Below are 12946 nucleotides of genomic sequence, written 5' to 3'. Positions count from 1 at the left end.
TCATGCAGCCTTGAACGGGTAATCCGGGTGGCGATCTTGGAGCCGGTGGCGAATGAGGTTTTCGGTTTCGCGTGGTGGTTGCGCCAGCGGATGTAGGCGCCGATCGCGGTGTCCTGCTCGGTGTGGGTGCGGTGGTCGGTGCCGCGCAGGGCGAAGTAACGCACGGCGGCGAACTCGGCTTCGTCGGGTAGCCCCGGCGCATTGCTGTGCCGGGGCCCCCTCAGAACCGGCCGTGCCCGATTTCCAGGCAACCGGCTCAGCCTCGATCCACCGATGAAGGCCGGGTCGGCGGGAGTCCGAAGATAGAAGGTGCCCTCTGAGCTGGAAGGATAGGAGTTGCGACGCTTCTATCGTTCGGCTCGAAAGGGCACCTCGCAGGTGAGATTACGCCATGACGCGCCGGTGGTGCGCGCGACGTTTGACGACCCGAATCTGGTGTCGTGTGCCGGCTTGGTGCCGGTGATGCGCCTGGCCGAGCAGGCCGGTCTGCACGACGCGGTCACCGACCGGGTGCGGCTGCCCACGGACACGGGCGCGAACCCTGCCGGGAAGGTCGCCACGATCGTGGCGGGGATGCTCGCGGGCGCGGACAGTATCGACGACCTCGACGTGGCCCGCCACGGCGGCATGCGGTCGCTGTTCACCAGCGTGTATGCGCCGTCGACACTCGGCTCGTTCCTGCGCACCTTCACCCACGGACACGTGCGCCAGTTGCAGGCCGCCGCCCGCGACGCCCTGATCGGCCTGGCTCGGCGGACGCCGCTGCTGGCCGGCGCCGACACGCTGTGCTTTGTGGACATCGACTCGATGTTGCGTCGGGTCTACGGCAAGCAGAAGCAGGGTATTGGGTTCGGCCACGCCAAGGTCGGCGGCTACAACGTCTGGCTGCGCGGCTACAACCCCCTGGTTGCCACGTTGTCCACGCCGTTGTCGGCGCCGGTGATCGCCGCCACGAGGTTGCGCGCCGGCAACGCCGGCTCCGCCCGCGGCGCCGCGAGCATGATCACTGAAGCGATCACCACTGCCCGCACGTGCGGCGCGACGGGCGAGATCGTGGTGCGCGCGGACTCGGCGTTCTACGCCAAGACCGTCATCGCCGCGTGCCGCCGCCGCGGCGTGCGGTTCTCGCTCACCGCCCGGATCGACGCAAAGATCCGCGCCGCGTGCGAGGGCATCGGCGACGAGCAGTGGGTCGACATCAAGTACCCGCAGGCCGTGTGGGACGACGACGCCGGGCGGTGGATCTCCGACGCCCAGATCGCCGAAACCACCTACACCGCGTTCGCCGGCACCCGCCACCAGGTGACCGCCCGGCTGATCGTGCGCCGCATCCGCCGCGACGACCCCGCCCAGGCCCCCGGCCAGGAAGAACTCATGCCGGCCTACCGCTACCACGCGGTATTCACCGACAGCCCCTACACCCTGGTGCAGGCCGAGGCCCAACACCGCGGCCACGCGATCATCGAGCAGATCAACGCCGACCTGATCGCCGGACCCCTGGCGCACCTGCCCTCCGGACGGTTCGCCGCCAACGACGCCTGGCTCGCGTGCGCCGGCATCGCGCACAACCTCACCCGCGCCGCCGGACACCTGGCCGCCGGGGCCTGAAAGACCGCCCGGCCCGCCACCATCCGCACCCGGATCATCAACGTCGCCGCCCGCCTCGCGCACCGGGCCCGCACCATCCGCCTGCACCTACCCGAGCACTGGCCCTGGCAAGCGGCGTTCGACAACCTCTACACCGCCGTGCAGCCGGCACCCGGCTGACCACGGCCCACCAGCCGAAAACCAGGCGGCCCGACCACAGGCCACAACCCCGTTCCAGCCCGAACCACGCAACCGGAGCAAGCCGATCACGTAATCGGCCGCCCCACGCACCCGCCGAATCAGCAACAACCAAAACGATCAACTACCGTTCAGCGGCAACCGCGTCGGTGGATCGAGGCTAAGGAGCGACACATGAGCATCGTCAAAATTAATGCGATAGACATCGTGGAGGGTCACGGTGACGAATTCATCAAACGGTTCTCGGCACGCCCAGGCAAGATCGAAGATGCGGACGGTTTCGAGGGCTTTCAGGTGCTGCGTCCCACCGACGACCGCACGACCTGGTTGGTGGTCACCCAGTGGCGTGACACCGAGGCGTACGACGCCTGGTACGCCACCCGCCCGCATCGCGCCCCCGAATCGGTGACCTACGCCAACAAGTGGGAGCTGTGGTCCTTCGACGTCCTCACCGCGGCGAACCCCGCCTGAGGCCGCGCCTGCCTGGCCGGGGTCAGAACTACCCCGGCCAGGCGGGATCAGTCGGCGGATGTGCCCGAAACCGGTCCAGACCCGGTAGCACCGAGCAGCAGGAAGCCGCCGATCGCGAACCCTTCCACTGCCAGGACGAGGCCGACGTCACCGGCACGCCCGGTGAGTGCGAGCACCGCGAAACCCAGCGCCACGGTGGTCGCCTGGTTGCCCAGCTGGGAGGCGAACCGGGCCGAGATCAGGAGGCGGAGCTCCCGATGGCGCAGCACGGTCAGCATGGGGAACCTCATGCGGGCTCGCCGGCGAGGCGGGCCACGAGACGCACGGCCGGACCGGTGACCATGCGGTAGTGGTCGGCCTCGACGGTGTGCACCGTCAAGCCGTCGCCGGCCACCTGCTGCCAGGTCGCGGGGTCGAAGCCGCCCTCGTGCCCGAAGCCGGTGTCCAGCGCGAGGACCGGCCCGGTGGTGTCGCCACCCCGTAGCCGATACAGCTCGTCGTCGTGCTCGAGCCGGCCGCCGCGGACGATGCCGGCCAGCCGGTTCACCGTGGAGGTTGGGCAGAGGGCTGCGACCGGCTCCGAGCGGCCGAACTCCGACTCGATGCGGTTGACCAGTTGGACGGCGAGCAGCGAGTGACCGCCGAGCGCGAAGAAGTCGTCGTGCACACCGACGTCGGGCACGCCGAGGAGCAGGCGCCAGATCTCCAGCAGCCCCAGCTCGATCGCGTCCCGGGGCGCTTCACCGGCGCCGGGCGTGGCGGGCAGCGCCGGCTGGTACAACTGGCCCGCCACCCCGGGCCCCACCGGAGCGCCGGCCCCGTCCAGCACGTACACGCGGCGCTGGGACAAGGGGAGCGGGACGACGGTGCCCTCCGGTCGCGGAGCGAGTTCGCCGCTGCGCTGGCGACGCGTGGCCTTCAGCAGCAGTTCTGTCTCGAGGGCCCGGCGTTCGGCTGCGCTGAGCGCAGCGATTTTCGTTTCGGTGGTCATCGGTTACCGCGTGGCCTCGCTGTCGCGCATCGCCTCGCGCAGCGACCGTGGTCGCATGTCCATCCAGACCTCGGCGATGTGGGCCAGGCACTCCGTCTCGGCGCCGCGGAATCCGGCACTGCCCAGCCGGCTGGTGCAGTCCTGCCGATCGGCCAGATTGAATACTGTTCCTCGCCGTTGGCGACGGCGTCATGAATGTCGTCCACCGGACGCGGCTTGACCGGGGCACCATTTCTGCGCATCCTTGCCACCCTCCCCCGTAACTTGCTCCTGCTGGCCGGGAGGCCGGGCTGAGCGTATTCCCCGTGGTGCCACCCTCCACTGGCATGCTCGCTCGCATGGCAGCTGGAGAACCGGGGGCCTTCCTGCGCAGCCGACGGGAGGCCGTGACCCCGGCTCAGGTCGGGCTACCGTTCCGTTCCGGTCGGTGCACCCCCGGGCTACGCCGGGCCGAGCTTGCCACCCTCGCCGGGGTCAGTGTCGAGTATCTGGCCCGGCTGGAGCAGGGGCCGGACACCCACCCGTCGGCCAAGGTACTCAGCGCGCTGGCTCGATCCCTGCAACCACCACAGCCTGACGGCGACACCGTGGAGAGCCATACGCGGGGCAACTCGCACCTACGGTTCGGCGAGCGGCCTGGGGAACGGACCGGGAGCAATTCCGGCACCACGCCTCAGGCCGACTCGACCGGCATGGCTACGGCACCGCGTTGGTGCGGTGCCGTACTCATGCCCGGGTTCACCGCTAGGAGCGGCGCCGGAGCCAGAAGAATCCGAATGCGGTCAGCAGAAGAGACAGCCCGAAGAACATTGACAGTTCGATCCACTGGAACGTCCAGTATCGGTAGCCCGGCTGGTAGGTGTAGTCGAAGTGCAGGTTCTGCGCGGCCGTGCAGGCGTCGCTGGCTTCCCGGTCGTCCGGTATGAGGCAGGGCTTCGCGTCCTCGCCGCGGTACGGCGTACCGTCCGCCTTGTACAGCGGTGACGAGAACTGGAGAGCCCAACTCCCGTTGGCCGTGTATCCCTGGATGTCGAAGGTGTTGTCCTCCTTCAGATTCATCCCGACGCCGCTGTTGAGCACGTTGGTGTCGACGGCCACGGTGTCGGTGATCGGGGGCATCAAGTTCTGCCGGATGGCCGTCGGGATCAGCAGCTGGAGCCCGGCGAAGATGATCAGGGTGATCGCCATGGCCGGCAGCGTGCGCTTGACGATCATGCCGACCACGGTGCCGAGTACGAAGGCGAACAGCGCGTAGCCGATCGGTACGATGTTGCGGGAGCCGAAGCTCAGCGCCGCGAACCGTTCACCGATCACCTGGTCGTACCGGCTTGCGCTCCACGTCAGCAGTAGGCTGAACAGGCCGGCCACCGCCATGCTGGCCAGTCCGATGACGGTGAGCTTGACTGCCAACCACTTGGTGCGGGTAACGCTCTGATTCCACACCAGCCGATCGGTGCGCTGCTCCAGTTCCTGGGTCACCAGCGGGGCGCCCCAGAAGACCCCGATCAGGCCGGGTACGGCGATGAGCAGCACCACCATGATTGAGATCGCGTCGTCGTAGGTGGCCCGCAGGTCCAGCCGGGCGAGGTAGCACGCCTGCTCCGCGCAGTTGGCGATCCTCGTGTCGTAGAAGCTGCGGATCTCGCTGCCCAGGTAGATCAGGTAGATCGCGAGGAGCGCGAGCGCCCCCGCGGCCACCAGTGTCTGGGCGCGGAACTGCCTCCAGGTCAGCCAGATCATCGGTCTGCTTCCGTCATTGCTCGGGTCGGTCCGACCGGTCCGGTGGTGGTGGCCCGGGTCAGATAGGCGAGGGTCATGTCCTCGAGGTCCACGGCCTCCGCCCCGGGAACCGGCGAGGTGGACCGTACGATCACCGACGACTCGCCACGGCTGTTCTCGGCGTGAATCAGCTCGGCGTCGGCCGGCAGCCGGTTGGGGTCGCCCGCACGGCTGGTGATCCGGTGGTGGACGGCGAGCAGGTCCGACACGTCGCCGGAGATGAGTACCCGGCCGTTGGCCAGCACGATCAGGTGATCGCAGACCTGCTCTAGGTCGCCGAGCAGGTGCGATGAGAGAGTCACGCTCACCTCGAGTTCGTCGACGAAGTCGAGCAGGTCCCGCATGAACCCGCGCCGGGCCAGTGGGTCGAGCGCCGCCACCGGCTCGTCGAGGACGAGCAGTTGACCCCGCTTGGCCGCGGCGACGGTCAGCGCGAGCTGGGCCCGCTGACCGCCGGAGAGCGAACCGGCCTTCTGCTTGAGGTCGAGGCCACGCTCGCGGATTCGCCGCTCGGCGAACGCTTGATCCCACTTCGGGTTCAGCCGGGCGCCGAGCTTGAGGTGGTCGGCGACGGTCAGCCGGCTGTAGACCGGCGCGTCCTGAGCGACGAATCCGACCCGGGCCAACTGTTCCGGGCTGACTGCCGGCCGGTGACCGAGCACCTCGATGCTTCCGCTGGTCGGCGCGATCATGCCGGACACCAACCCGAGAAGGGTCGATTTGCCGGCGCCGTTGGGACCGACCAGACCGACGATCCGTCCGTCCGGGATCGCCAGCGTGCAGTCGTCGAGCGCGAGGTGCCGGCGGTAGCGCTTACTGAGAGAGTCAGTATGGATGGCCAGGGTCATCACGTCCTCCTGCCGTCTTTCCGGGATTCTTGCTGTCAGTAAGAATTTGTAGACAGCGGACGGTCACAGCACGGTCCGTGCCGTTGTGACCGGCTTGTGACAGGAGTCTTATTAGCGTCAGTCCGGAACCGTCGTCGACAGTTAAGTCACACAGACAGGAAGGCGTGTGATGCGGGTACTCGTGGTTGAAGATCAGCCGGACCTGGCCGACTCGGTCGCTCGGGTGCTGCGGCGCGAGGGCATGGCCGTCGATGTCGCATCCGACGGCGGGTCGGCGTTGGAGCGGGCGACGGTGGTCCCGTACGACGTGATCGTCCTCGACCGCGACCTGCCCGTGGTGCACGGCGACGACGTGTGCCGCACGCTGGTCAGCCAGGGATCGCTGAGCCGGGTGCTGATGCTGACCGCCTCGGGCACCATCGCGAACCGGGTGGAGGGGCTGGGCATCGGCGCCGACGACTATCTTCCCAAACCTTTCGCATACGCGGAACTGGTGGCCCGGATCCGGGCGGTGGCCCGGCGCTCGCAGCCCGCGACGCCGCCTGTGCTGGAGCACGGTGACCTGCGCCTCGACCCGGCGCAGCGCACCGCAACCCGGGCCGGGGCCCGGCTCAACTTGAGCCCCAAGGAGTTTGCTGTGCTGGAATATCTGCTGACCTGTGGCAGCCGGGTGGTGTCCGCCGAGGAACTGCTCGACCGCGTCTGGGACGAGGCGACCGACCCCTTCACCACCACGGTGAAGGCCACCGTGAACCGGCTGCGGTCCAAGCTCGGCGACCCGCCGCTGATCGAGACGGTGCCCTGCGCCGGATACCGGATCTGATCATGAGACTCGGACAACACCCTCTCCGCCTGCGGCTGACGCTGCTTTACGTCCTGGTCTCCGTGTTGTCGAGCACGGTCCTGCTGCTGATCATGTGGGCGCTGGCCAAGAGCCTCAATCCCGTGACGCCACCACCGCTTTCGTCCGGCCCGATGTCCGGCCCGCCGTCGCCCGGCCCCGCCGACGACGACACACTGCCTGCTATCGACGCCACCGACACGGCCGGAAGCGGGCTGCTCCAGCCGCTGATCGCGCTGGCCATCATGGCTTTGATCTCGCTGTTCCTCGGCTGGCTGATCGCCGGCCGCGTGCTGCGCCCGGTGCTGACGATGACCGAGCGCCTGCGCCAGATCTCCGATCGCAACGTGTACGAGCGGCTGGCCCTGCCCGGCCGCCGCAACGAGCTGAAGGATCTGGCCGACACCGTCGACGGCCTGCTCGGCCGGTTGGAGACCGCGCTCGACGCCCATCGGGGATTCGTCGCCAACGCCGCCCATGAGATGCGCACCCCGCTGACCGCGGAGCGGGCGCTGCTCGAGGAGCCGCTGATCGATCCGGGCGCCAGCCTGGAATCGTTCCGGCACAACTTCGAGCGGCTCCTGGTGATCAGCGAACAGCGCAGCCAGCTCCTGGAGTCGCTGCTCACCCTCTCCAGCAGCGAGCAGTGCCGGGCCGCGGACGAGATGGTCGACCTGACCGGGCTGGTCGAGCTGGCGCTGCGCGAGCGGGCGCCGGAGGCCGAACGGCGCGGGGTGCAGGTGGTGACCTCGCTGCGGCCGGCGTCGGTGCCGGGCGATCCGGTGCTGCTCGGCCGGTTGCTGGTCAACCTCTGCGACAACGCCATCCACCACAACGTGCCCGGCGGCACGGTCGAGGTCAGCGTGCACCGGAAGATCGGCCGGGTGGTGCTCACCGTGGCCAACACCGGCGAGGTCATTTCCGCGGATCAGGTGGACCGTCTCTTCGAGCCGTTCCAGCGGCTGCACCGCACGACTGACGACGGGCATCACGGCCTCGGGCTGTCCATCGTCCGTGCGATCGCCCGAGCGCACGGCGCGGAGCTCACCGCGCACCCGCAGCCGCACGGCGGCCTCGTCGTCGAGGTGGTGTTCTCGATGGTGGGCGACCGCGAGCTGGCGAAGGCCGAACAGCATGCCCTCGCTCCGCCGCTGGCGTGAATAGCGTAAACCTTGGGACCGGAGATGTTCGACCGGCAGCTCGTAGGTCAGGCCGGGCGCGTCGACCAGCTCGGGAAGGGTGTAATCCGGCATGTTCTGCGCCGCTTCCAGTTCGGCGCGCTGGGTGAAGATTGGGCGCCCCGGCAACGCGGGGTTTCCGCCGCAGTGGTCATAGTGAAGGTGGCAGTTGACGACATGTCAACGTCGTTGATGGACCGTCCGACGTCGGCAAGCGCGGCGCGGATGTCGCGCCGACGCGGCTGGTACCGCCGCTCGACCGACGGATGAACGCCCCATACCGGTGCCGAATAGAATCCGGCGGCCGGATAACGTAGCCAAATCAATTCGAATCACAGAGAAGTTGTGCATCGTTCGATCGTCACACGGCCGGCGCCTCGCCGTCGCACCGAGAACGCCAATGCTCGCTGATGGGAGAACGGGTAGCGATGAGGCAGGCAGCGCGAGCCCTTGTAGTTGACGCCACAGGTCGGATCCTGTTGCTGTGGACGCGAGACCCGGCTCGGCCCGGCACCGACCCCTGGTGGGAAATGCCTGGCGGCGGCCTCGAACCCGGCGAGGACGCCCCCACCGCACTCGTCCGCGAACTCGCCGAGGAAACGGGCATCGAGGTGTCCACCGACCGGGTCGGTCCGCCGCTGTGGCACCGGGAGACGCACTTCTCCTGGTGTGGCCGGGACTATCATCAGCGCGAGACGCTGCACGTCGTGCTCTGTGGCGAAGCCAGCGCGGGCGAGGGCTCACACCGGCGCACCGTGGCCGAATGGAACGCGATCCTCGGCATGCGATGGTGGACCGTCGACGACCTGGTGGCCAGCGGCGACCGGTTCTTCCCCGGTTCCCTCCCCGCTTCCGCGCCGGTGATGCTCGCCGGCCGGCTGGTCGACGACCCGTACGAGAACTGGGAGCCATTCACCGGCGGTCGCCTGCCCGAGCCGATGCCAGTCAGCGAGTCGCCGAACGCGGTCCGCCGAATCAGTCGGGCGCTGTTCGCGGATGGTGGTTCCGGGGCTATGCGAGTACAAGATCCAGGTCCACCACCGTTGGACATGGGGTAATAGTTCGTGTTGTCGGGTGTGACACGATCGGCCCGACGGCTTCGTCCCCGAAGGCGATCTCATCGGACCTGAAGCAGTCCGCGTTCGGCCAGGTAGGCGCGCAGCGTCTCGGCGTCCTCGGCAGACAGCAACCGACGGGGGATTACGGTCGCCGGCATCTGACCGACGTACAGGATCCAGAACTCGGGGGTGGCCTTAACCTGATCGACCCCGTCCCAGGCGATGCCGCTGGACTGTGAGCCGCTGCGCATCAGAATATTGTCGTCAGTAATCTCATAGGCGCCCTCGACAGCGTAGTCACTGGATCGACGCCGGGCTCGCAGCCGGACCCATGGCCAGTAAAGCATCGCCAGCAGACCACCCATGAGCATCGTCAGCCACAGCGGTTGGATCTGGTCGCCCCACCCGAGGCTCCGCGATACGGTGAGGCCCGCCGCCCCCGCCGCTGCCAGCGCCGCGCCGACGTATAAGTATTTGCGTAGCTGATCAGTGGTGAGCGCAGCGGCCACGCGGCTCGGGTAGGCGGGATCGGCCGGGACGTCAAAACGGATGTGCACGCCAGAACGATAGTGCCTCCAAAGGCCCGACGGGCAGCTGCTTGTCAGGTGCCGTCCTGCATGCCGCTGCGGTGGCACCAGCGCGCCGCGGGCGTTTGCCGGTGTCGTGTACGTGCCGAACGTCACCTCGGCGGTGCATCTTCCTAGGATGCTGTAGGAGTTGTGCTAAGCACGACGATCACCGCGCAGTGCGTGGTTGCCGCACCGCGAGCCCTGCCTCGCAACTGGCCGCTTGCGCAGGCGATCGGCTGCCACACTCCGGCCATGGAGGCGATTTCCACGACCGACGGGTTCTCCAAGACCGTCAGGGTTTGCGGCGCGAGAATGGGCGGATGGGGTACGAGGTCGAGCCGGGTGAGCGCCACCGGCGCAGGTCAGTCGCCCAGTCGCCGGTCGATCGTTCCGTCGCAGCCATCCTCGACGTTGAAGAGCAGGACGGTCGCGTAAGCCGATCCGCCATGGCGGTTGAACTCGGCTCCTACCTCATGGGTGCCGTCCCGACCGGTGCAGCAGACCCCAGCTGTTGAGATGGCTTTGACCAGCACGGATGTGGTCTCGGCACGCGTAGGCTAACGGCGGCTGCCGCACTAGTTTTCGACGGTAGCTCTCTGGCTTGAGGCGATGGTGGCGCCGCGGGTGGTGGCTTGGATCGCCGCGGCGGCGAGCGCGAGGGCGATGGCGAGGTGCAGGCGGTCAGCTGTGGTGGAGCGTGGGTCGGCGAGTGGCCACCAGGCGGACATCTGGTGACCCCAGTACTGTTGGGCGCCGATCGTCGCGAGGTAGAGGGCGAGTGGTGGTAGCCAGCTCGCGGTCGGGGACAGATGCACGCCAGCGAGTAGCCCGACCGCGGCGAGGATGAGGACGTTTTGCGTGTAGGCGGGCCAGTGTCCGAATTGTGGGTAGCGGGGTGCGGCGAGGAGTACGGCGAGAGTAGGGATCGCCATGAGGATGACCGCGACCCCGGCGGTCAGCCAGGAAAGGTGACGAACGGAGATCCGTTCGTGTTGCCATAGGGTGGGGCGGCATGCCCATCCGGCGAGGCTGGCTGATATGGCGGGAATGGCTTCGGCAGCGGGTACGGGGCGGGCTGGGCTGCCGGACACGATCTGGAGTGGAATTACTTGATCGGCGGCGAGCTGGGTCACCACGAGCACGGCCAGCGCGAGCGGTAGTGCGGCGTGTAGCTGTCTGGCGCGGGCGAATAGTAGAAGTTGCCTCACGGCACCTCGCTGATCGGGAGATCGCAATGTGCGACCCGTTCACGATTGGTTCGGAGCCAGTCGGTGACCGTAGCTTCGGGTAGTGAGTTGAGGCGTTCGAGTAGGGTGTGGGCTCGTTCGCCGACGATGTTGGCGTGGTCGTACTCGTAGCCGGTGTGGTGGTTGAGCCAGCCTGAGATTGCTTGTGCCAGGTCGGCTTGCTCGGACCGCAGTGGGTTGCCAAAATCGTCGACACGTTTTGGGAACTTCGCCTCGCATTCTGCCCAGCCGGCGAGCTGCTGGGTGAGGCTGATGGTTACGTAGAACCGCAGCGGTGCGCTCGGAGCCACGGTGATGTGAAGGTCACCTGGTTGCTGTAGGCGCCGGTCGCCGGTCGCGACGATGCGTTGTGTGCCGGTGGGAGGCTGGCCACCGTAGAGAGCGATAACGCGGCTGGCAGCCAGGGCGGCCTGTGGCAGGTCCCGGCGTAGCGCTGGGTGACTGCACACCGGCACTGACACATCGGGCGCCTGCGTGCAGACGGGCGCGGGAGACGAACTGCCCCGTTCGAACAACGGCGGTCGTGTCGCGAGTCCAACCGGAATGAGCAGTAGTGGCGCCACGAGGACCAGGGTGGGAACGCCTTGCCGCACGAGCAATGATCTGTGCGCCCAGTACCCGAGTAGCACGACGGCGGTGACTGCCGCGGCGGCGAGTAGTCCGTAGAGCAGGACCTGGAGCCCCATCGCTTCAAGGTTGTTGTGGCTGCCCAGCCGGTACTGACGAAAGCGCACGGGGGTGAGCATGTTCCAGCCGTCGCCGTCGGCGGCCGCGGCACCGCCGAGGATCCAGAAGGCGGCCACCGCGAGGATCGGCGGCAGCGCCGGTGACGGAACCAGCCGACACACGCCGTAGCCGATGCACAGGCAAGCGATCGAGCTGACCGCCGCATTGATCAAGGGCAGGACCAGTGGATGTCCTGAAGTGGCCGTGGCCATCGTCCAGACGAACAGGGGAGCCAGCCCCAACGCGTAGGCACCACCCAACGCGAGCACGCCCGCCGCGAGGTGCAGGCCGATCATGCCGCGTCCGTGCCGCACCGCCGACGACTGCCCCAGCAGGCCGGTGTTGCGGGTCAGCCGCAGTGCCGCGTATCCGCCCGCTCCGACCATGACCGGCCCGGCCAACTGTAGGGCGCTGTGCGCGACCTCCGAGGTGTGGATCCACAGCGCGTACCTGAAGCCGAGAAGGTCGACCTGGTAGGCGAGAGTGACCACCAGGACCACCAGCGCCGGCCACAGGTAGACCCTCCGCGCCAGGGTCCAGAGCAGGCGAGTCACGTGGACCTCCCGGCCGGTACGTCGTCCACCAGACTGGTGTAACCACGTTCCAAAGCTGTCCCCGGCGCGTGCCCGGCCGCCCCACGTTCAGCCAGCGCGGCCGGGGTTCCGTTGAACACCACCCGGCGGTCCAGGACAACAACCCGTCCGCATGCCTGCTCGACGTCATCCACCATGTGCGTACTCACCACGACCGACCGCGCCTGGCCGATCTGGCGCAGTAGCTCTCGCAGTCGCAGCCGTTGACCAGGGTCCAGGCCGACCGTTGGCTCGTCGAGCAACAACAGCTCAGGTTCGTGGGCCAGCGCCTGCGCGATCCCCAGTCGCTGACGCATCCCGCCGGAGAGCTTTCTCACCTTCCGGTCGGCCTGTGAGGTGAGGTCAACCTGCTCAATAACCTTCCGAGCGGCCGTGTCACACCGCGGGCTAGGCACCCCGTGCAGCCACGCGGCGTAGGAGACGCTCTCCAGGACCGTAAACGACCCAACAACGCCGAACCGTTGCGGCACGAACCCGATCCGGGCGCGTAACTGTCGCCGCTGCCCGCGGTCAGCGACATCCAGGCCCAACACGTTGATCCTGCCGACCCGAACGGGCGCGAGTGTCGCTAGCACCGACAACAGCGTTGTCTTACCCGCCCCGTTCGGGCCCAGCAGCCCGGTCACACCCGGAGGTATCCGTAAGTCGACGGAATCGAAGACGCAGTGTCGCCCGTAGGCGAAACCGAACCCTTCGACAGTAACAACGTTCATGATTTTTACCCCGAAATGCGGCTCTTGGCGTGACTCACGGCAGTCTACGAGCAGGCCATCGAAGATCTGCTCGACTTCGAGCTTGTGTCGTCGGTGGCGCTAGCCTGGGTGGAGGCGTCAAAGTTGGGGTCCCGAGATCTTCAACTC

14 protein-coding genes and 3 pseudogenes are annotated in these 12946 nt (G+C 67.8%); 7 read left to right on the top strand and 10 right to left on the bottom strand.

The window, feature by feature from the left end; genetic code table 11:
• A pseudogene (locus tag SALPAC2_RS28305) lies at positions 1-224 on the bottom strand (transposase).
• Between the two features lie 154 nt (positions 225-378).
• Here SALPAC2_RS28305 and SALPAC2_RS24510 point away from each other — a divergent pair.
• Positions 379-1767, top strand: a pseudogene (locus SALPAC2_RS24510) (IS1380 family transposase).
• A 192-nt stretch (positions 1768-1959) separates the two neighbouring features.
• Positions 1960-2256 carry an antibiotic biosynthesis monooxygenase family protein gene (locus tag SALPAC2_RS0106960; protein WP_018215931.1) on the top strand — a complete coding sequence of 99 codons (297 nt, stop codon included), beginning with the start codon at positions 1960-1962 and terminating at the stop codon, positions 2254-2256.
• A 47-nt stretch (positions 2257-2303) separates the two neighbouring features.
• Here the strand turns inward: SALPAC2_RS0106960 and SALPAC2_RS0106955 are convergent, their stop codons facing one another.
• The 3 genes from SALPAC2_RS0106955 to SALPAC2_RS25845 are packed head-to-tail and all read right to left on the bottom strand — an operon-like array spanning position 2304 to position 3489.
• Positions 2304-2546 (bottom strand): hypothetical protein, encoded by a 243-nt coding sequence (locus SALPAC2_RS0106955; protein ID WP_223874202.1) that lies wholly within the window; start codon positions 2544-2546, stop codon positions 2304-2306.
• Positions 2543-3247, bottom strand: coding sequence for a phosphopantetheine-binding protein (locus SALPAC2_RS0106950; protein ID WP_018215929.1), 705 nt, complete (start codon positions 3245-3247; stop codon positions 2543-2545). The genes SALPAC2_RS0106955 and SALPAC2_RS0106950 overlap by 4 nt, the downstream gene beginning before the upstream one ends.
• Positions 3244-3489: an MbtH family NRPS accessory protein gene (locus SALPAC2_RS25845; RefSeq protein ID WP_397540886.1), complete on the bottom strand. Its 246-nt coding sequence runs from the start codon at positions 3487-3489 to the stop codon at positions 3244-3246. Before SALPAC2_RS25845 ends, SALPAC2_RS0106950 begins: the two co-directional genes overlap by 4 nt.
• Before the next feature lie 84 nt (positions 3490-3573).
• Between SALPAC2_RS25845 and SALPAC2_RS27785 the strand changes: the two are divergent.
• Positions 3574-3750 (top strand): annotated as a pseudogene (locus SALPAC2_RS27785) (transcriptional regulator); the annotation flags it as partial.
• A gap of 241 nt (positions 3751-3991) precedes the next feature.
• On the opposite strand, the gene SALPAC2_RS27780 reads toward SALPAC2_RS27785, so the two are convergent.
• Entirely contained in the window at positions 3992-4987 is a 996-nt protein-coding gene (locus SALPAC2_RS27780) for an ABC transporter permease subunit (RefSeq protein WP_018215927.1), read from the bottom strand.
• Positions 4984-5874, bottom strand: a complete 891-nt coding sequence (locus tag SALPAC2_RS0106930; protein WP_018215926.1) for an ABC transporter ATP-binding protein — start codon at positions 5872-5874, stop codon at positions 4984-4986. The genes SALPAC2_RS27780 and SALPAC2_RS0106930 overlap by 4 nt, the downstream gene beginning before the upstream one ends.
• Positions 5875-6043: 169 nt before the next feature.
• Between SALPAC2_RS0106930 and SALPAC2_RS0106925 the strand changes: the two genes are divergently transcribed.
• From SALPAC2_RS0106925 to SALPAC2_RS0106910, 4 genes are all read left to right on the top strand, one after another.
• The gene (locus tag SALPAC2_RS0106925; RefSeq protein WP_018215925.1) at positions 6044-6697 is read left to right on the top strand and encodes a response regulator transcription factor; all 654 of its coding nucleotides are present in this window, start codon (positions 6044-6046) and stop codon (positions 6695-6697) included.
• Positions 6698-6699: 2 nt separating this feature from the next.
• Positions 6700-7875: a sensor histidine kinase gene (locus SALPAC2_RS0106920; RefSeq protein ID WP_018215924.1), complete on the top strand. Its 1176-nt coding sequence runs from the start codon at positions 6700-6702 to the stop codon at positions 7873-7875.
• A gap of 24 nt (positions 7876-7899) precedes the next feature.
• Positions 7900-8163 carry a hypothetical protein gene (locus tag SALPAC2_RS27215; protein ID WP_018215923.1) on the top strand — a complete coding sequence of 88 codons (264 nt, stop codon included), beginning with the start codon at positions 7900-7902 and terminating at the stop codon, positions 8161-8163.
• Between the two features lie 158 nt (positions 8164-8321).
• Positions 8322-8951, top strand: a complete 630-nt coding sequence (locus tag SALPAC2_RS0106910) for an NUDIX hydrolase (protein ID WP_080636882.1) — start codon at positions 8322-8324, stop codon at positions 8949-8951.
• 59 nt (positions 8952-9010) lie between these two features.
• On the opposite strand, the gene SALPAC2_RS0106905 is transcribed toward SALPAC2_RS0106910, so the two are convergent.
• From SALPAC2_RS0106905 to SALPAC2_RS0106885, 4 genes are all read right to left on the bottom strand, one after another.
• Positions 9011-9508, bottom strand: a complete 498-nt coding sequence (locus SALPAC2_RS0106905; protein ID WP_018215921.1) for a YcxB family protein — start codon at positions 9506-9508, stop codon at positions 9011-9013.
• A gap of 587 nt (positions 9509-10095) precedes the next feature.
• Complete coding sequence (locus tag SALPAC2_RS27775; protein WP_223874201.1) at positions 10096-10728, bottom strand: hypothetical protein; 633 nt, start codon at positions 10726-10728, stop codon at positions 10096-10098.
• Positions 10725-12047, bottom strand: coding sequence for a hypothetical protein (locus tag SALPAC2_RS0106890; protein ID WP_018215918.1), 1323 nt, complete (start codon positions 12045-12047; stop codon positions 10725-10727). Before SALPAC2_RS0106890 ends, SALPAC2_RS27775 begins: the two co-directional genes overlap by 4 nt.
• Positions 12044-12799, bottom strand: a complete 756-nt coding sequence (locus SALPAC2_RS0106885; protein WP_080636881.1) for an ATP-binding cassette domain-containing protein — start codon at positions 12797-12799, stop codon at positions 12044-12046. Before SALPAC2_RS0106885 ends, SALPAC2_RS0106890 begins: the two co-directional genes overlap by 4 nt.
• Positions 12800-12946 lie beyond the last annotated feature (147 nt).

The organism is Salinispora vitiensis (assembly GCF_000378825.1).
Lineage (GTDB): Bacteria > Actinomycetota > Actinomycetes > Mycobacteriales > Micromonosporaceae > Micromonospora > Micromonospora vitiensis.
This window is presented reverse-complemented; position numbering and strand designations above follow the sequence as displayed.

Excerpts from the sequence above, each read along its gene's own strand:
- SALPAC2_RS0106960 (WP_018215931.1), top strand. The coding sequence starts at position 1,960 with ATGAGCATCGTCAAAATTAATGCGATAGACATCGTGGAGGGTCACGGT.
- SALPAC2_RS0106955 (WP_223874202.1), bottom strand. The coding sequence starts at position 2,546 with ATGAGGTTCCCCATGCTGACCGTGCTGCGCCATCGGGAGCTCCGCCTC.
- SALPAC2_RS0106950 (WP_018215929.1), bottom strand. The coding sequence starts at position 3,247 with ATGACCACCGAAACGAAAATCGCTGCGCTCAGCGCAGCCGAACGCCGG.
- SALPAC2_RS25845 (WP_397540886.1), bottom strand. The coding sequence starts at position 3,489 with ATGCGCAGAAATGGTGCCCCGGTCAAGCCGCGTCCGGTGGACGACATT.
- SALPAC2_RS27780 (WP_018215927.1), bottom strand. The coding sequence starts at position 4,987 with ATGATCTGGCTGACCTGGAGGCAGTTCCGCGCCCAGACACTGGTGGCC.
- SALPAC2_RS0106930 (WP_018215926.1), bottom strand. The coding sequence starts at position 5,874 with ATGACCCTGGCCATCCATACTGACTCTCTCAGTAAGCGCTACCGCCGG.
- SALPAC2_RS0106925 (WP_018215925.1), top strand. The coding sequence starts at position 6,044 with ATGCGGGTACTCGTGGTTGAAGATCAGCCGGACCTGGCCGACTCGGTC.
- SALPAC2_RS0106920 (WP_018215924.1), top strand. The coding sequence starts at position 6,700 with ATGAGACTCGGACAACACCCTCTCCGCCTGCGGCTGACGCTGCTTTAC.
- SALPAC2_RS27215 (WP_018215923.1), top strand. The coding sequence starts at position 7,900 with ATGTTCGACCGGCAGCTCGTAGGTCAGGCCGGGCGCGTCGACCAGCTC.
- SALPAC2_RS0106910 (WP_080636882.1), top strand. The coding sequence starts at position 8,322 with ATGAGGCAGGCAGCGCGAGCCCTTGTAGTTGACGCCACAGGTCGGATC.
- SALPAC2_RS0106885 (WP_080636881.1), bottom strand. The coding sequence starts at position 12,799 with ATGAACGTTGTTACTGTCGAAGGGTTCGGTTTCGCCTACGGGCGACAC.